Raw genomic sequence first — 16,585 nt, forward strand, 5'->3', positions numbered from 1 at the left:
CTCCTGAGGTGTCGGTCCGTGTACTGGTTACGACCGTGGCAGTCCCCGGAACTCATCGCTGGACGGCACGCGCATGCGTGACTCCGGACGGCCGCCCCGCCCCGCCCGTCCGGTGACGCCGGTCCGTGACACTGCCCAGCCAGCCCAGCAGGAACCCGGCCGGCACCGTCACCACCCCCGGGATCGTCACGTCCCACAGCCGGAAATCGTGGCCCGGCATGATCGACGTGGGCGTGCCCGAGGCGTACGGCGACACCACCAGCGCGACCACGCACACCGCCGTCGCGCCCCACAGGCACCACAGGGCGCCGCGGGCGGTGAACCCGGGCCAGTACAGGGCGTACAGCAGGACCGGAGCGAGGGCGGCGCCGCAGAGGGCCAGCCAGAGCGTGGAGACCACGACCAGGTTCCAGTCGGCGCACACGACGGCCACGGCCGCGGCGGCCAGCCCGGTCAGCGCGGCCGACCAGCGCGACGCGGTGCCGTCGAGCCGCCCGGCCTGCCGGTCACCGGTGGCGGCCAGTACGTCCCGGCCGAGAGTGATCCCGGCGGCCAGGGTGACGTCCACGACGGCTGCAAGGGCGGTGAGGAAGAGGACGCAGGCGAGGGCGGCGACCAGGAGGCCGCCGTCGTCCAGCGCCCGCCCCAGCAGCAGCGGCGTGAACACCTGCGCCGACGGACCGGCCTCCCGCAGCACCGTGCCGACCAGTGCAGCGGCCCCCACACCGACGACGGCGAGAGCCCCGTACAGCAGGACCAGCTCACCGAGCATCCAGCGGCCGACGGTACGGGCCCCGCGCGGGCTCTTGGTCGCGATGGCCCGCATCAGCACGGCGGGCATGGCGAGCGTGGCCATGGTCATGCCGAAGATCTGGCCGACCCGGTTCACCGCCCCGACCCACCCGTCACCGGTGTAGCCACCCGGCCGCAGGAACGCCTCTCCCGTCCCCGACCCGAGCGAGGCCGCGTCGAGCAGCCGCCCCAGGTCCCCGCCGAAACGGTGGAGGACGAGCACGGCGGCGACCACCAGCACGGGCAGCGCGATCGCCGACTTGGTGATCATCACCACCCCCGTGCCCCGGATGCCGCCGCTGACGGCCAGCGCGGTCATCACACAGCCGATGACGACGATGCACCCGGTCCGGGCTCCCGGCTGCCCGAGCAGCGCGGCGGCGACGTTCCCGACGACCACCAACTGCACGACCAGCAGCGGGAAACAGACCATCAGCGTCACCACACCCCACGCCACCCGCACGGCGGACCCGCCGCTGCCACGCGCGTCCAGCAGGTCCGGCGCGGTCAGCGAGGCGTGCGCCCGCAACGGCTCGATGACCAGCACGAGGAAGAGGAGCACACCGACGAGGCTGCCCAGCATGACGCCGAGTCCGTCGAACCCGGTCGTGGCGACCATGCCCACCAGCACGGTGACGGTCGCGACGGTCGTGGTGTCGCCGCCCATCGCGATGCCCTGCTGCCAGGAGCGCAGCCGCCGGCTGTCGGACCGCACGAGAGCGCGGTCGTCCTCGTCGGCGCCGGTGATGACGCACAGCATCAGGCAGATGACGACGAACACGGAGAACACGGCGAAGACGAGCGACCGTGAGGAGGAGTCGAGCAACGCGGTCATGCCCACCTCCGGTCGTCCGCCTCGTTCGCCGCGGCGATCCGCCGGTCGACCCGCCGCCCGTACACGAGAACCCCGTGCAGCCCGACCCCGAGCGGCACCAGGGCCGCGAGCGCCCCGAGACTCAGGCCACCGAGGACGTCCGTGCCGTACATCCCGGGCACCAGCGCGGCGCCCGCCACGTACACCAGCCACACCACGGCGATCCGCACGCCGACCCGCAGCCCCACCCCCAGCCGCAGACGCTCCGCTTCGTAGAACTCCACGACAACTCCACTCACATACGTCGATCACGCCGATACGGGAGGTCGTGGAGTCAACCAGGGGTGGAGGGGGCGTGGGCGGGGTATTGTTCCCGCGCCCAACCGGAACCGCGGGGGACGGTGCCGGAGCACTGCACTGCGCGAGCGAGGACCGCCGCGCCGGGGGCGAGGTCGCGCAGGGCGCAGGCGGGCGCCTTCGGACCCGCCGTCGTCGACTCCCCGCTGTCACGCAGGCCGTAGCGCATGACGCGGCGCCCGCCGACGACGAGGCGCTCGCAGAGCGCGTGGCCCGCCCCGAGCGAGCCCCTGCTCACACCCGGGAGACGTCGGGCTCCAGGAAGACCGCGACGAGCCGGTCGCTGAAAGAGCCGGCGGCGTCGGCGTCCGCCGTCCCCGCACGGTACGCACGGATCGCCGGGTCGCTGAGGGTGAGCGTCACCATCGGGCAGTCCGCGGCGTCGTTGGTGCCCTCGGGGAAGCACGTGCTGACGTCGCGCAGGCTGTGGCCCGGACACACGGCCCCGGCGGGCAACTCCACCTCCAGGAGCAGCTCCTCGCCAGGATCGACACGGAAACGGCCGGACGCCGGGACGTCCAGAGGCTTGCCCGTGTAACCGCCGTCCACCACGGTCGCGGTGAGACCGCGGGCGGACGCGCGGACGCCTTCCCCGTGGGGGCCGTAGAAGTCGAGCGTGACCCGGCCTTCGGCCACCGGTGCGTCGAGCACCAGCGGGCGGTCGCCCGTGCGGAGGGCCGCGTGGACGGTGAAGCGGGGTCCACCCGGCATCTTCGGCCCCGGGTCGTAGTAGCCCCAGCTGGTGAGCGCCAGCCGGGGGTCCTTGCTCTGCTCGGCCTTGCCCCGGGGTTCGGGGCGCGGCCACTCGTCCACCCCGCATCTGGAGAGCTGAGCCGTACCGCCCGAGGAGAGCGGACCGTCCCGCAACGGCTCGGCAGCGACCCGCCAGTCCCCGTCCGCGCGTGGCTCGGGCGTTGTGGCGGAGTACGTCAGTACCAGCACACCCACGACGGGCACGGCGAGGACCAGCCAGGAACGCAGGGAAGCGCGGAACACTCAGCCACGTCCTCGCGCTCGGCGGACCGCCCCGGCACCCTCACCAGGTCGCTCGCGGTCGTCTGTCCGGGAGGAGCATTCCATGACGTTCATGATCCTTCCTGCGCACGCGGCGGCAAGAACGTCACTGGGCCTGCCGGCCAGGGACTACGACCCGGGGCCGAAGGGACGGCGGGCAGACGCTGTTCGTGAGCATGCCACCTGGGGCGAGAGGGCGGGGGACACGGACGGGAGGGCAGCCGGTGCCCCGTCAGGGGGCCAGTTCGACGGCGGTCTCGGGCGGCTGGTGCAGGGTGTTGTGGACCGTGCAGTGCGAGGCCACGGCCAGCAGACCCGCGCGGCGCTGCTCGGGCAGCTCCGGCGGCGGGTCGATCACGAGGCGCAGGGCCGACACCCTGGCCGGCCGGTCGGTGGCCATGGTGAACTCGGTGCGGACCCGGAGTCCGGTGCGGGGCAGGCCGTGCCGGTGCAGGTAACGGCCCGCGTGGAAGGCCACGCAGGTGGCCAGGGAGGCCGCGAAGAGCTCCGTGGGGGTCGGCGCGGTGTCCGTGCCTCCCGCCTCCAGCGGCTGGTCGACCCGGAGGCGGTGTCCACGGACGTCCACCGTGTAGGCGTCCTGCTCGACGTGGGTGACCTCGAGACGGTGCACGTCCACGGGCTGGGGCGGTTCGTGTTCCCCGTCACGACCTGCCCGACCTGTCGAGCCGGTCATGACAAGTCGCTCTCGTGGGGCGCCCCAGGAGCATGTCCGGCGCGGAACTCCAGTAGAACGCATCCGACGCGTAATGAGCAGCAGGTCGGGGTGGGTGTGCGCATGGCTGGATGCCCGTGGTCTCAGTGGGCCGCGAAGAGGCGTGCCCGTCCGTTGCGCGAGAAGCTGTTGTCCACCCGCTCCAGGACATGAAGCGGAGTGGGACAACAGCTTCTGAGTATGCGTACGACGGATCGCCCGCAGGGGTTCGCGCTCCTCCTCCGCGGCCGGTCAGCCGTTGATGAGGTCGAACGACTCGGAGGGGCCGATCGTTGTGCGGTTGGCGCTGAGCGGGGCGGTTCCGGCGTTCCCGGCGCTGACGTACAGGTTGTTGGCCTGTGCGCGCAGGCTGGTGGTGCCGTCGGAGTTGTTCACGCGCTGGAAGGTCTCCCAGGGACCGACGGCGGTGCGGTTGGCGATGAGCGCGTTGGCACCGGCGTTCTCGGCGCAGACGTATCGGCCGTTGACGCGGGCGCGCAGTGCGACGGCGCCTCCACCGAGGTCGATCAGGTCGAATCGTTCCCAGTCGCCGATGGCGGTGCGGTTGGCGATGAGTGGGTCGGTTCCGGCGTTCTCCGCGCAGACGTACTGGTTGTTGGCCCGGGAGCGCAGGCTGACGATCGGCCCGGTGGGGAGGGGGGTGAGGACGGCTTCCCAGGTGGTGGTGCTGGTGTTGGAGGTGGCGTCGGCGGGGAGGCGGTCGCGGGCGGCGGTGTCCGCGTAGAGACTCCAGCGCATCCAGTCCACGTAGGTGGCGACGGTCTGGGTGTGGTTGTAGCCGCTCCATATGTACTGGTCGTGGCCCGTGCCGCGGTGGGTGAGGAACGCCTTGGGCGCGGGCAGTTCCCCGTACGCCTGGCGGGCGGAGGAGTACTGGGTGAGGGTGTCCTGATCGCCGTGGACGAAGAGGACCTTGGCGGCGACCGTGCTGCTGGGGTTGCCCATGTCGACACAGGCGAAGGGGACGGCGGCGGCTATCCGGCTGTCCGGCCAGGCCGTCAGCAGCCCGTGGGTGGTCATGCCGCCCAGCGAATGGCCCGCGACGCCGACGCCGGTGGTGGTGTCGAGGTGCCCGGCGAACGGGTCGCCGGCCGTGGTGTTGAGGGCGAGGGTGTTGGTGATGACCTGGGAGACGTCCATGGACTGGTTGCCGTTGTAGACGTCCTGGACGTTGCCCTGGGTGCCGCTGGAGGTGGTGGGGAAGACGGGTGCGGGGACGACGAATCCGGCCTCGGCCAGGGGCCGGACCAGGGGTGCGTAGCTCTCCGGGTTGCCGCCGAGGCCGTGGCTGAACTCGCAGATGGGGAAGACGCCGTCCGCGATGGGGGCGTTGACGACGGGATTGCCGCCCGGTGTGCCGGTGGCGGGGTAGAAGATCCGGGTGGTCAGCCGACGGCTGCCGCGGCTCCAGGCGTACTCCCTCACCCCGATGGCGAAGCGCTGGGTCGGCGCGTCTGCCGGGGCGAGCGAGGATGCCGTTGCCGCGGTGGTGCCGTACGCATGGACGGCGGCCACGGCTCCGGCTGCGCCCAGTCCCAGGAAGGTACGCCTGTTCATGGCCATGTTGTGCTCCTTGTCGATGGTGTGGGTGGACAGGGGAGTTCCGGGGCGGCGGGTCTGCCAGGAGGCGAGCGGGCCCGCGGGCCAGCGGTTGAAGCCTCCCTCGGTGGGAATTCGCCGGCTTCCACCAACGGAGAGCGGAGCCGCCGCCCGGCCGATCGCGTCTGCTCTCACGAGCGGGCAGCCGTATCGGGCGACCGTCTCCAGCAGGGAGAGCGGGTGGTGGCGAGCCCGGGACGGCAGGGGAGTCGGGTGTGGTCGCCGCCGTCCGGGTTTCAGACCCTGGTGAAGGAGCTGGACGTTTCAGGGCCCGATGGTCATGGTCCGGTCGGTGAAGCCGGGGAACGCCGGACTCCGTGCGCCGGCGGCCCCGACGAGGTGGAGAGCGCCGTGGCGCGCCACGTTGGCCGCGTGCGCGGCCCGGGCGGCGATGACATCGTGTGACGGCGTGTGATGCGACCCATGGGATTCCTCTTCTGTGTTCGCGCTGGCGCTGAGGTGCGGAAGGCGGCGATCAGTGGAGGTGTACGGGCGGGCGACGCGTTCTGGTGGACCACGGTTCGGAGTCCAGCAGTGTCGGGGGCGGCTCTTGACCGACGCTGGAACCGATGTGAGCAATCGTCTCTTGGGACGTCCCACCGACCCGCCTGACGATTGTTCGAGATATCGTTCAATGTTCGCCGACCTGAACGGAGAGTAGGTTGGGGCTGATGGGGTGTCAATCGCGGGATGTGGCGCCTTACGGTCACTTTTGGCGCGGCTCTGAGGTGACGTTCGAAGAGGTCACTCTTGAGTGGAGCGTGAGGAGCTACGAAATACCAACGAAATCCGAAGCGGGAGCCGACGATGCGGGAGATGGTTACCGGGCTGTCGGCGCTCCCGCAAGGTTCCACTTCCGAAACTCAACGAAATCGACCTGCCCGCTCGCTGTCCGAAACCGCTCCACGCCAGGAAGGGGAGGCTCCGCACCGCTCTGCGGTCGGCTGCGGCGATCGGCTGATCCAGAACGAGGGATTGCGCCTGCCGCCTGCTGCGGCTGCCCACCATACGAAGCCCGGGCCGCCGACACGATCGCCCGGGCCGAACGCGAGGGCCTTGTCCCGTGCGGGCTTACATGTCGTGGTGTCGTGCCCCTTGCCTCCAAGGGGCACGACACCACGACGATCAGATGTCCCGGAAGATCTCGATCTGCGCCCCGATCGAGTTCAACCGCTCCGCCAGGTCCTCGTAGCCGCGGTTGATGACGTACACGTTCCGCAGCACCGACGTGCCCTCCGCCGCCATCATGGCGAGCAGGACGACGACGGCCGGGCGCAGGGCCGGCGGGCACATCATCTCGGCCGCGCGCCAGCGGGTCGGGCCCTCGACCAGGACGCGGTGCGGGTCCAGCAACTGCAGGCGTCCGCCGAGGCGGTTGAGGTCGGTCAGGTAGATGGCGCGGTTGTCGTAGACCCAGTCGTGGATGAGGGTCTGGCCCTGCGCCACCGCCGCGATCGCCGCGAAGAACGGCACGTTGTCGATGTTCAGGCCCGGGAACGGCATCGGGTGGATCTTGTCGATCGGCGCCTCCAGCTTGGAGGGCCGGACGGTGAGGTCCACCAGCCGCGTACGGCCGTTGTCCGCGAAGTACTCGGGGGTGCGGTCGTGGTCGAGGCCCATCTCCTCCAGGACCGCCAGCTCGATCTCCAGGAACTCGATCGGCACCCGGCGGACCGTCAGCTCCGACTCGGTCACCACCGCGGCCGCCACCAGGCTCATCGCCTCGACCGGGTCCTCGGAGGGGGAGTAGTCGACGTCCACGTCGATCTTCGGCACGCCGTGCACGGTCAGCGTCGTCGTGCCGATGCCGTCGACCTTGACGCCCAGCGCCTCCAGGAAGAAGCACAGGTCCTGGACCATGTAGTTGGAGGACGCGTTGCGGATGACGGTCGTGCCGTCGTGCCGCGCGGCGGCCAGCAGCGCGTTCTCGGTGACCGTGTCCCCGCGCTCGGTCAGCACGATCGGGCGGTCCGGAGCGACGGCGCGGTCGACCACCGCGTGGTACTGGCCCTCCGTCGCCGCGATGTCCAGGCCGAAACGGCGCAGCGCGATCATGTGCGGCTCCACCGTGCGCGTGCCGAGGTCGCAGCCGCCGGCGTACGGCAGCATGAAGCGGTCCGTGCGGTGCAGCAGCGGGCCGAGGAACATGATGATGGAGCGGGTACGGCGGGCCGCCTCCGCGTCGATCGCCGCGAGGTCCAGCTCGGCCGGCGGCACGATCTCCAGGTCGACGCCGTCGTTGATCCAGCGGGTGCGCACGCCGATGGAGTTCAGCACCTCCAGGAGGCGGTAGACCTCCTCGATACGGGCGACGCGGCGCAGCACCGTGCGCCCGCTGTTGAGCAGCGAGGCGCACAGCAGTGCCACGCACGCGTTCTTGCTCGTCTTGACGTCGATGGAGCCGGACAGGTGCCGGCCGCCCACCACCCGCAGATGCATCGGACCGGCGTAGCCGAGGGAGACGATCTCACTGTCCAGCGCCTCGCCGATGCGGGCGATCATCTCAAGGCTGATGTTCTGGTTGCCGCGCTCGATCCGGTTGACGGCGCTCTGACTGGTGCCCAGAGCCTCCGCGAGCTGGTTCTGTGTCCAGCCGCGGTGCTGCCTGGCGTCACGGATGAGCTTGCCGATGCGTACGAGGTAGTCGTCTGCCATGAGGTTGAGGCTATCTCAGATATGAGATGGCACCTCTTGTGGGGTCCATTCGGGTGACAGTCGGGTGATGTGACGTCAATGTGCCCTGGTCATCCGCTGGTCCGACGGCTGCGGGTGGTGCGCCGCCATCCGAAAGGTCCGGGCAAATCCATCGATGTCGTACGACGTCCGGTACTGCTGCGTGTGTACCGGGGGCTGTTCTTCCCGCCCCCGGTGGTGATGGACCACGACTTCTTGTTGATGTTCAGCCGCACCCCCGGAAGGATCCGGAAACTCTTACGGAACGTGAGGGGCATCCTCGCCTCCCTGCTCGGGCCTGCCGTGACTGACTGTGTCTCAGTCGGATACCCCGGTCCTCGTCCGTCATGGCAGCCGCCTGTCGAGGGCCGCCGCCTGTCACGGCCGCCGCCGTCATGGCATCCGCCGTCTGTCACGGCCGCCGCCTGTCATGGCATCCCCCGCCCGTCATGGCCGCCGTCTGTCATGGCATCCGCCCGTCATGACGCCGCTCGCCGAGGCGCCCCGTCGGCCATGTCAGCCGTGGCGGCCATGTCGGCCATGTCGGCCGTGTCAGCCGTGGCGCCGAGCCCTCCGTGGCGGGAGGGTGGGGGAAGCAAGGGAAGCGAAGGGTGAAGGCGTGCCCGAGAGGGCACGGGAAGGGCGCACCGGAACCCGGGCACGGATGTCCTGTCTCATCGAAGTTTGTCGACTCCTGGGCGTTGACCTGTGCGGACTGTCTTCGTTGAGACGGGACGGTGGGCGGAAAGATGCCGCGACACGCCGCAGGCGCGCCGTGCGGACAGGGCTTCGTCGTCGTGAGCGTCGCGACGACGGTTCGTCTTCGTCCGATACCTCACTGCTGGGCGTTACGAGTAGCTGTTCGATTCGATGCGCAAGACCCGCCCAACAGCTTCCGTAACGGGCACGGCGATGTTCAGCAGCAGCGGCATGCCACCCACGACACATTTGAAGTGACGGATGGAGGTGCCACCAAGCCGACGCTGACAGCAGCCGCGACGACTATCTAGGGGAACAAGCACATCAACACAGCTCAGGGCTCCATAGGGCATGAAGGCACATGAGGCACGGATGAGTGTTGCGGTGTTCCGATCGGAACACCGCAACACTCATCCCCCCCGGCGGGCGGGCAGCCTTCGTCCATTGCCGTCAGTGGCAGAATGGCTTTCGGCCGGAGACTGGGAGGGGCCGAACCATGGTGTTGAAACGGGGCCGGAAAGGTGAGCTGGGGATCGAGGTTCTGCCCTTGATCGAGCTGGCCCTGGGTGAACCACCGGACGGCCAGACAGCAGCACTCCTGCGAGACCGGCACCCGGAGACCATCGCGGCTATCAGCCGCGCGCTGCGTGAGTCGCTGGACAACGTTTCCCGGCTCCAGGGTCACCAGACGCAGTACGCCTTTGAAGCAGTGACCGTGGCGCTGGGTGCGGTCCGCCTCATCAAGACTGAGGATGCTGGGCTGTACTACTTCGATGATGCCCAGGGCAAGCTGCTGCCGCCCGACTTTAGGATCGTGCTGCGTGACGGCACTGTGCTCCTGGTCGAGGTCAAGACGGTGGCGCCCGGCATGGAGAAGAAGGTCAAAGTACGGGCCGATGACATGGCCGCCGCACAGGCCTACGCCCGTATGACAGGCGGGCGCCTGCTGTACGCCCACTACTGGGCCGGGCCCAATCTGTGGACCCTTGTCGATCCCTCCAGGTTCGAGAAGGCGGGAGCGCAGCGGCGCCTTTCAATCTCTTCCGCCATGAAGGGAAACGAGATGGTTCTCCTCGGTGACGCTACGCTCGCAGGGACGTGGCCACTGACCATCTCCGTACTCTTCGACCCCGAACAGGAGCAGTCGGCGACTGGACCAGATGCCCAGGAGGGCGAGCGCCTGGTCGCGGTCACTGGCCTTCAGCTGGCCAACGCGGGACAGGTCATCACCGATCCCGTGGAAAAGAAACTGGCTTGGTTTCTCGCCCAGTACGCCGGATGGGTGCCAGAGGAAGCAACTCACACTGATGGTGACGGCCGCATCGTCAGACTGGACTACAACCTTTCCCCTGACGGTGATGAGGAAGCCTTCGCCACCTACACCCAGCAGGGTTTCGCCGTCTTTGGAGCGCTCAGCAGCGTCTACACACGGCGCTTTCTTATGAGCACGACCACCGAGAACGGTGACATCACCGCTCTCCGTCAGGAACCCAGCCCAGCATTGATGACCCAGCTTGTCCCCGACGACTACTGGGACAAAGGGCGGGAGCGTGTCCTCCGCCTTTGGCGGTTTCACCTGCAGCCCTCCTGATCCGGCAGTGGGGAGAGCCGCCCTTCCTTGCTGACAGGCGGGTCACGGCCCAGATTCGGGCTGCATGCCGTCGTGGCGATCGCGCTTGCGGGTGTGAGCGTCACCGCTGGGGTTGTGGTACGCCAACAGCCAGTACCGAGAGAGCTTTAGGTCAGCAGCGAAGCGCGCTCGGTGACCAGGGACACCAACGGCGGTGGCTGATCAGCTCAGCACGGCTTGGGCCTCGTAGTACGGGATGAGACTGGCCCGTCCGCCGTCCCTCATGACTACGGTGATGCGCTGCATCCTCGCGCTCTTCAGGTCGCCGGCGACCAGGATGCGGGGATTCTGCTTGTCCGGTGGGCAGTATCCATCTGCCCCAGTGATCAGGCCGGGCAGGGCAGCGGGCGTGGAGCTCATGTTGCTGTGCACCGTGTCAACCACGAAGGTGTGCGCCCCGCCGCCCGGATGCGAGGCGGTGATGCGGGAGCCGTCTGTCGCGGGGGCGACGGCAACGCGGTCGACGAGGTCGAGACGGATACGCTGCTCGTCGGTGACCTCGTCGGTCTTGCACTGGTCGGCCTCCGGAAACAGTACGTTGAAGTACACCATGGCCTGCGGGCGCGCGCGTAGCCAGGTGCCCAGCGGCCGGTCGGCTCCCAGCACTGCGTCCGGTGCCTCGATCCACGGAACGTCCCCGGGCGTGAGCGTGGTCACCCCGGTGGCTACCCGCACGAGCTGACGCCTGACCGCGGGCGGCAGGCATGAGTGCCGGACGCGGCCGGGGAAGACAGTCTGTCTTCCCCGGCCGCCGTCTGTCGGCGATGGCCGTGGTCATCCGGCCGGAATGAGAGGCCGCTGCGTCTCCTCCAGTTCCCGGACCATGCCGACAGCTAGCATCACCGCGGCGAGAGCGTTGGCGAGCGTGATCTGCGTCGGGCCTGCTGCGTGGGCAGTCGCGTGACGGTTGTACTCCTCGGGTACTGGCGGCCCGTAGTACTGCTCGTACGCCTTGTGGATGCTGCTGTTGATGCAGTACGCGCGGAACCGGCCGACCTGGGTGTCCGACGAGGCCTTCGGGAGCTGCGCGGCCAGGCTCTTGAAGTGGAACTGGCCCTTCTTGCCCTGAAGGCGGGGGTCCGCTCGGACCATGGCTCGCAGCACGGTGTCCAGGACGGAGGAGGCGAGGACTTGGGCAGCCGCGTGCTTGCCGCTGCCGATCAAGTCCAGGCAGTCGTTGAGGAAGTCGGCTTCTGCCGCGAGGTCGTTGCGGACGACGCTGCTTAGGACGGTGCGGCAGTGCTCGACGACGGCGGCCGCCTTTTGCTCCAGCACCTTGCGGCGGGCTGGAGCGTCCGGCGCGTCGAGCAGGTCGCGGATCACGTCCGCCGAGGGCGTCCACACCAGGGGGATGCCCTCTTCCATGATAGAGAGCATGTCGAGGCGCCTCAGCTGTTCCTCGCGCCAGTTCTCCGGGTCGAGTTCCTGCAGGCGTTCCCATAGTGTCGAACCGGCGAGACGGAAGGCTTCGTTGCGGCTCAGGGCCCCGCCGGGCATGAGGTTCCGGAGGTCCAGGTTGCTGAGTGCGGATTGCATGGCCAGGCTCGCCTGCACTGCGGATCTGACCGTGTTCTCCCGGATCGGAATGAATTGCTCCAGGGCAGCGGCCAGAGTAGTCAGGCCCCGGCTCAGGGCCACGCGGCGGACGGGGTCCTCCATCGCCTGACGCAACTTGGCTTCCATGGCGGCCTCGTCCAGCAGGGGCTTGCCGATGGCCTTCTCGATCTCCTCGGACACATCCCGGATGGTGTGGTGCGGCCGTCGCAGCGGTTCCTGCTCTTCGTTCTCCTGGTCGGCGCCCGAGGCCTGCCCGCCGTGTGGCTCCGCGGACGCCTCAGGATCGTGATCGTGCTGCTCGTCGGTCATGCCGGTCCCCCCGGATCTGGGTTGTGGTGTGCTGGCCGGGATGGCCAGGGGCAGGGTCAGTCGCCGCTGAGGATGGCCGCGATGGCCGCGAGTTTCTCGGCATCGCCCTTGGTGTTCAGGCGGCGCAGCGCGTCCTCAGCGCGGGCGAAGTTGTCGCCGCGTACGGCTTCGACGACGTCGGCGGCCGGGGTGCCGAGTTGGAAGAGGACCACCTCGTTCTCCTGATACGAGGGCAGCTCGGCGGGGAGATGCCCCAGGCCGACGCCAGCAAGGCGGCGGCTGATCTCGTTGCGGACGTGGATGCCCAGTCGCCCTGCGTTCTGCAACTCCCTCAGGTCAGCCATGTAGATGCGGAGCACTCCGCCGTTGTCCTCGACGGCCTTGCGCAGCTCGTCCCACGACTCCCCGTCGAACGCGTACGGCTCGCCCATGCTGAATCTCCCCTCATAGAGTGAAAGAAAAGCCCTGAACACAGGATATCTTTGAGTTTTTCCTCACGTCTAGGGATTTTCCTATCTCGGCGGGATGCCGGTCTGTCCGGTTCTTGATCTCGGCCACCGGTAGGCTCGCGGCGTGACAGATGAGACTGCGCGCGGCGCCTGGGGTCGAGCCCCAGAGCCGGAAGACAGAATGTCTTCCAGCGCCGAGGAGCCCGAGCCGGACTTCTGGACACGCGAGCCGGACATCATCGGCGCCCTCAGGAGCGCGAACCGGGAACTGGATGCTGCCGCGAAGTGGATGACGCTCGGCGGCAACCCCGTCCAGGCCGACGACCTGGCCGCACGGCTGCACGACCTGAGCAGATCGTTCTGGAGGGCACTGTTCGCCGTTCACCCCTGGCCTACGGCATTCGGGGACCTAGAGATCGAGGGCAAGATGGAGCGCGCCGCAAAGCTCGCCAATGAACTGGAGAAGGTCCTGGGAGAGTTGGCCAAGAAGCCGACGCGCGGCCCGGCCGGCTGACCCGACTTGCTGGAGAACAAGTTGAAGCCTGTGACCACCTCGTCAGTCGTGCACGAGCACGAGCGGGGCACCGCCGCGGACCTCGTGTCCGCTCGCGGCGGCTACCGGGGGATGGAGGAAAACGTCCGACGGGAACTGCGCGAGGACTCCCCGTGCGGTCTGGCCGACGTACCGGACTCGGACATCACCGTCACGTACACCGTGCGACGCGAGGACAGCTTCGGGGCACAGTGACGTGCAGGCCACGCTGTATGCAGGCCGACTTGGACGCGGCACTGATCAGCGCCGTGCACGCCCGGCTCGACGCCGCCGGCCGCCGCGCGGTCCAGAACGATCCTCTGGAGCGGGCTCTGAACGACTTCAGTGGCGAGTACCTAGGCGCCGCGCGGGCGCAGGTACCCGAGAAGTTGTCCCGGGCCGCAGCACATCGCACAGCGCTGACCGAACAAGCACGCAGCCGCTTCTCCCAGTTCGCCATGGAGGGATTCGCCGAGGAGCCGAAGCCGGCCTGAGGTACGGCGTGACCCGACGGGCAGAGCACCACCGCGGTCTCGACACCGGCCGTCGTTAGGCTTCGCGCATGGAGATAGATCACGAGCTAAAGGGCCCAACGCCGGCCGGTGGCGCCAGAACGGCTCTGAGTCCGCTGACCTTGGGATGAGGTTGACAACTCTAGACAACCATCGCACCCCGCGGCGCGATCGACGCGGCTGCACGCGGCCCGCGCCCGCCGCGCCACCCACACGTCCGAACACTGGATCGACTTCCTGAGTTCGGACTGGTCTGGGCCGCGACGGGCACGGGCGGTTGAGGTTCTGCTATCCCTGTCGAGCGCGTGGCAGCCAGGGGCGTCGTCCCGGAACGGCGGGCAGCCGTTCGTTGTCGAGCGGGTCCAGCGCACGCCCGACACGGCCCTCGCAGCGCAGCACCGCCTTGGCCTCCAGGGAGTCGGGAAGTTCTATCAGGGCTAACTGGGTCCAGGTTTCGCGCCGTCGGGGGTCCATACGGAAGTGATGTCGCATGCGGGGAGCCAGAGCGGCTTCTTGGCGGCGCACACTTCCGACGTAGGCCACGAACGCATCATTGGTGAGCGCCGCGTAGACGCCGGTGCGCACCTGCGCCCAGTGTTTCCGGTTCAAGACCTCGGCCATGGGGACGAGCCGGGGAAGTGACCATCCGCGAACGACCCCGTAGGGGCTGGGCTTGCCCAGATCACCCAGGCCGGGCACTTCAATGCTCATGAGACGGTCGACATGATCGGCCAGGTCGGCGTCGAACCGCACGGGGGCCCTCACTGGACGCCCTGATCGTCAACGCGGGCACGGTTCACGATGCGGTGGGTCATCGTCCAACGCTCGAGCCTCTTGGTGATCGTCTCCAGCTTCTCGACGCTCTTGTGTGTGTCGGGCCAGCCGCAGTCTTCGACATACGGGAGCACGGCGTCGTCGTCCTTGCGGCCCCCCATGCGGTCGACGCTGCTTTCGAGTTCCTCCACCGCGTCTCTGATGACGTCGGTGTCCTCGGCGACCTGCGCGGAGGCGGACGGATCCTCGATCTTTTCCGGCTTGGCCAGGGCCAGTTCCCTCAGTCCCTTGCCCGTGAACAGGTCCTGGTCTGCGGCGCGAGCTGTGTGTGTCTGGGCTTTCCGGTCCTCTCCCACGCGGCGAATCGGATGGCCTTGGCGTCCATCAAGGATGGCCTGGGCGAGTTGCTCGAGTCCTTGTGGGGTACGCGCGAGCCTGCGCAGCAGTTCGGCGGGTTCCTGCGCCTCGCCCTTGCCAGCGCCGTGCGCGCTGCGTTGAAGGACCGGTCCATCGTTGCCCTTGCCGCAGGTGAGGTAGAAGGCGGCACGCACCGCGATCTGTTGAGTGGCCGGGCCGAGGCCGGGGTTTCGTCCTCGGGATCGTTCTTCGACGGCCGCAGTCTGCTCCTGGCGGGCGTCGGCCAGGATTTCCTCGATTGGCCTCGTGTCGACACCCATGCCGCGCAGGTCGGTCATTCGCAGGGCGCGCTCCAGGGCCGAGCGGCGGCTTTCGCGTGAGTGGTCGGAGGTGATGGCCCGGGCCACGACATGGGCGGTGAGTTCGGAGCGGGCCTGGGAGCGCGCGGCACCAGTGACACCTCGGGTCTTGAGAGCGTTGCGGATCACCCGGTCTGATGGGGTGTTCGGGGTGGACAGCAGCGAAGACACCCCGAGCGCCGCGATGTCGTCCGCGTACAGGTCCGTGTTGGCTGCGTCCTTCGGGTGGTCGAGCCACTGCCTGACCGTAGCGGGCTGAACGCCCGGTGGTGTGGCCAGGAGGTTCTTTAGCTGCAGGGCCTCCAGGACCGCCTCCGCCCGGGTCTGCCACTCGGTGTCGGGGGTGAACGTGGTCGGACGGTCGAGGTGTTGCTGGGCCACCAGGCGACGGCGCGCTTCGTCCATCGTCGTGGTGCCGTCCACGGTCAGGACGACTTTGCAGTTCGGCATCACCGCCCGCATCAGCTTGGCTTCTTCGGCCTTGGTGACGGATGTGTTGGCGGCGATCACCTTGCCCGCGATCGACAGCAGTTCCGCCCGACGCTGCTGCAGTGGGTGCGTCCGCAGTTCTTGGGCGGTGGTGGGCACCATCCGCAGCCACTCCAAGACAGTGCTGGCTAGGATGCCTTCCGACTGCTGGACGAAGTAGGTGCGGCCGTAGCAGTCGGCCGTCTCGAACCCCCCGAGCCAGGGCTGTCCCGGTAGGCCGATCAGGAGGGGGAAGAGGATGCCGCCTTGCCGGACGCCGTTGTCCTTGATGTCGCTGCCGTAGGGGTTGGTGTTGTCGATCAGGCTGTCGATCTTGGCGAGTTCGGAAAACAGAGCCTGGTGGGCGGTGTCGAGATCCTTGCTGGCGCGCAGGTCGAAGGCGCACGCCCGGTTGCCCGGGGCTGCTGTATAACGCGGGAGGCGGAAACCTCCGCTGTAGCGGGCTTCGCCCATGCGCAGGTTCTCCGGTGCCCGGATCAGTGAGGCGATCATGGCGTCGAGTTGCGCCGTGATGCCGGTGACGCCGGGAGAGAGTACCTCACGCCGTGGACGCTTGAGCTGGTCGATCAGGGCCTGAGGATCGGCGGCCATCAGCGGCATGGTAGCCGCGACCTCCTCGGACAGACCAAGTCCGACGGCGAGTTGCCTGATGGCCTGGTACTGCTTCCAGGACAGATTGGTGATCTGGCCGGCGCGGACCCGCAGTTCGTCGCTGCGTCCCTCACGATCGGTTTCCGACTCCGTGGCGTCGGTGGTGTTGGTGAAGGTCTCCGGGATGTGGCCGGTGGAATCGTTGAATGGGAGCTGATCGCTCATCTGCCACCCTCTTGAGGGCTCAGGGCGTGCGGGCGTGGCACGCCGGTGGGCGTGCGATCAACGCACGGGCAGACGCGGACATCTGAGCCTCGGCGTGCCGACCGGACGGAGCGAGACAGT

At 68.6% G+C, this 16,585-nt stretch carries 16 protein-coding genes; 4 read left to right on the forward strand and 12 right to left on the reverse strand.

Going from position 1 to position 16,585, the window contains the following annotated elements; translation table 11 throughout:
- Positions 1-52 precede the first annotated feature (52 nt).
- The 7 genes from MTR79_RS09125 to MTR79_RS09155 all read right to left on the reverse strand — a co-directional run bounded on the left by MTR79_RS09125 (position 53) and on the right by MTR79_RS09155 (position 8,260).
- On the reverse strand, positions 53-1,627 hold the full coding sequence (locus tag MTR79_RS09125; protein ID WP_244789709.1) for a transporter: 1,575 nt from the start codon (positions 1,625-1,627) through the stop codon (positions 53-55).
- A complete protein-coding gene (locus MTR79_RS09130; protein ID WP_053076919.1) occupies positions 1,624-1,890 on the reverse strand; it encodes a hypothetical protein in 267 nt (88 codons plus the stop codon). The genes MTR79_RS09125 and MTR79_RS09130 overlap by 4 nt, the downstream gene beginning before the upstream one ends.
- A gap of 307 nt (positions 1,891-2,197) precedes the next feature.
- Entirely contained in the window at positions 2,198-2,959 is a 762-nt protein-coding gene (locus tag MTR79_RS09135; protein ID WP_086698690.1) for a hypothetical protein, read from the reverse strand.
- 250 nt (positions 2,960-3,209) lie between these two features.
- The gene (locus MTR79_RS09140) at positions 3,210-3,608 is read right to left on the reverse strand and encodes an OsmC family protein (RefSeq protein ID WP_244789710.1); all 399 of its coding nucleotides are present in this window, start codon (positions 3,606-3,608) and stop codon (positions 3,210-3,212) included.
- Between the two features lie 333 nt (positions 3,609-3,941).
- On the reverse strand, positions 3,942-5,273 hold the full coding sequence (locus tag MTR79_RS09145) for an alpha/beta hydrolase (RefSeq protein WP_244789711.1): 1,332 nt from the start codon (positions 5,271-5,273) through the stop codon (positions 3,942-3,944).
- A 1,161-nt stretch (positions 5,274-6,434) separates the two neighbouring features.
- Positions 6,435-7,964, reverse strand: coding sequence for a UDP-N-acetylglucosamine 1-carboxyvinyltransferase (locus tag MTR79_RS09150; protein ID WP_086698686.1), 1,530 nt, complete (start codon positions 7,962-7,964; stop codon positions 6,435-6,437).
- Between the two features lie 89 nt (positions 7,965-8,053).
- Positions 8,054-8,260 carry a DUF4236 domain-containing protein gene (locus MTR79_RS09155; protein WP_086698684.1) on the reverse strand — a complete coding sequence of 69 codons (207 nt, stop codon included), beginning with the start codon at positions 8,258-8,260 and terminating at the stop codon, positions 8,054-8,056.
- Positions 8,261-9,228: 968 nt separating this feature from the next.
- On the opposite strand from MTR79_RS09155, the gene MTR79_RS09160 reads away from it, so the two are divergent.
- Positions 9,229-10,272, forward strand: coding sequence for a hypothetical protein (locus MTR79_RS09160; RefSeq protein ID WP_244789712.1), 1,044 nt, complete (start codon positions 9,229-9,231; stop codon positions 10,270-10,272).
- 201 nt (positions 10,273-10,473) lie between these two features.
- Here MTR79_RS09160 and MTR79_RS09165 read toward each other — a convergent pair whose 3' ends face one another.
- The 3 genes from MTR79_RS09165 to MTR79_RS09175 form a co-directional block, all read right to left on the reverse strand.
- On the reverse strand, positions 10,474-10,968 hold the full coding sequence (locus MTR79_RS09165) for a hypothetical protein (protein WP_244789713.1): 495 nt from the start codon (positions 10,966-10,968) through the stop codon (positions 10,474-10,476).
- Between the two features lie 117 nt (positions 10,969-11,085).
- Positions 11,086-12,177: a hypothetical protein gene (locus MTR79_RS09170; RefSeq protein WP_244789714.1), complete on the reverse strand. Its 1,092-nt coding sequence runs from the start codon at positions 12,175-12,177 to the stop codon at positions 11,086-11,088.
- Positions 12,178-12,233: 56 nt separating this feature from the next.
- Positions 12,234-12,608, reverse strand: a complete 375-nt coding sequence (locus MTR79_RS09175) for a hypothetical protein (protein ID WP_244789715.1) — start codon at positions 12,606-12,608, stop codon at positions 12,234-12,236.
- A gap of 199 nt (positions 12,609-12,807) precedes the next feature.
- Between MTR79_RS09175 and MTR79_RS09180 the strand changes: the two genes are divergently transcribed.
- From MTR79_RS09180 to MTR79_RS09190, 3 genes are read left to right on the forward strand one after another with little or no spacing between them, the layout of a single operon-like run.
- Complete coding sequence (locus MTR79_RS09180) at positions 12,808-13,140, forward strand: hypothetical protein (protein WP_244789716.1); 333 nt, start codon at positions 12,808-12,810, stop codon at positions 13,138-13,140.
- Between the two features lie 30 nt (positions 13,141-13,170).
- Positions 13,171-13,374 carry a hypothetical protein gene (locus tag MTR79_RS09185; protein WP_244789717.1) on the forward strand — a complete coding sequence of 68 codons (204 nt, stop codon included), beginning with the start codon at positions 13,171-13,173 and terminating at the stop codon, positions 13,372-13,374.
- Positions 13,375-13,403: 29 nt separating this feature from the next.
- A complete protein-coding gene (locus MTR79_RS09190; RefSeq protein ID WP_244789718.1) occupies positions 13,404-13,652 on the forward strand; it encodes a hypothetical protein in 249 nt (82 codons plus the stop codon).
- Positions 13,653-13,958: 306 nt separating this feature from the next.
- Here the strand turns inward: MTR79_RS09190 and MTR79_RS09195 are convergent, their stop codons facing one another.
- Positions 13,959-14,423 carry a hypothetical protein gene (locus MTR79_RS09195; protein WP_244789719.1) on the reverse strand — a complete coding sequence of 155 codons (465 nt, stop codon included), beginning with the start codon at positions 14,421-14,423 and terminating at the stop codon, positions 13,959-13,961.
- Between the two features lie 8 nt (positions 14,424-14,431).
- The gene (locus tag MTR79_RS09200; RefSeq protein WP_244789720.1) at positions 14,432-16,465 is read right to left on the reverse strand and encodes a hypothetical protein; all 2,034 of its coding nucleotides are present in this window, start codon (positions 16,463-16,465) and stop codon (positions 14,432-14,434) included.
- Positions 16,466-16,585: the final 120 nt, after the last annotated feature.

The sequence above is a fragment of the Streptomyces sp. BJ20 genome (genome assembly GCF_022869105.1).
In the GTDB taxonomy this organism is placed as follows: Bacteria; Actinomycetota; Actinomycetes; order Streptomycetales; family Streptomycetaceae; genus Streptomyces; species Streptomyces griseoincarnatus.

Bases quoted from the DNA above. Each gene is read 5' to 3' on its own strand.
- MTR79_RS09170 (WP_244789714.1), bottom strand. From the start codon at position 12,177: ATGACCGACGAGCAGCACGATCACGATCCTGAGGCGTCCGCGGAGCCA.
- MTR79_RS09125 (WP_244789709.1), bottom strand. From the start codon at position 1,627: ATGACCGCGTTGCTCGACTCCTCCTCACGGTCGCTCGTCTTCGCCGTG.
- MTR79_RS09175 (WP_244789715.1), bottom strand. From the start codon at position 12,608: ATGGGCGAGCCGTACGCGTTCGACGGGGAGTCGTGGGACGAGCTGCGC.
- MTR79_RS09145 (WP_244789711.1), bottom strand. From the start codon at position 5,273: ATGGCCATGAACAGGCGTACCTTCCTGGGACTGGGCGCAGCCGGAGCC.
- MTR79_RS09155 (WP_086698684.1), bottom strand. From the start codon at position 8,260: ATGCCCCTCACGTTCCGTAAGAGTTTCCGGATCCTTCCGGGGGTGCGG.
- MTR79_RS09150 (WP_086698686.1), bottom strand. From the start codon at position 7,964: ATGGCAGACGACTACCTCGTACGCATCGGCAAGCTCATCCGTGACGCC.
- MTR79_RS09200 (WP_244789720.1), bottom strand. From the start codon at position 16,465: ATGAGCGATCAGCTCCCATTCAACGATTCCACCGGCCACATCCCGGAG.
- MTR79_RS09180 (WP_244789716.1), top strand. From the start codon at position 12,808: ATGTCTTCCAGCGCCGAGGAGCCCGAGCCGGACTTCTGGACACGCGAG.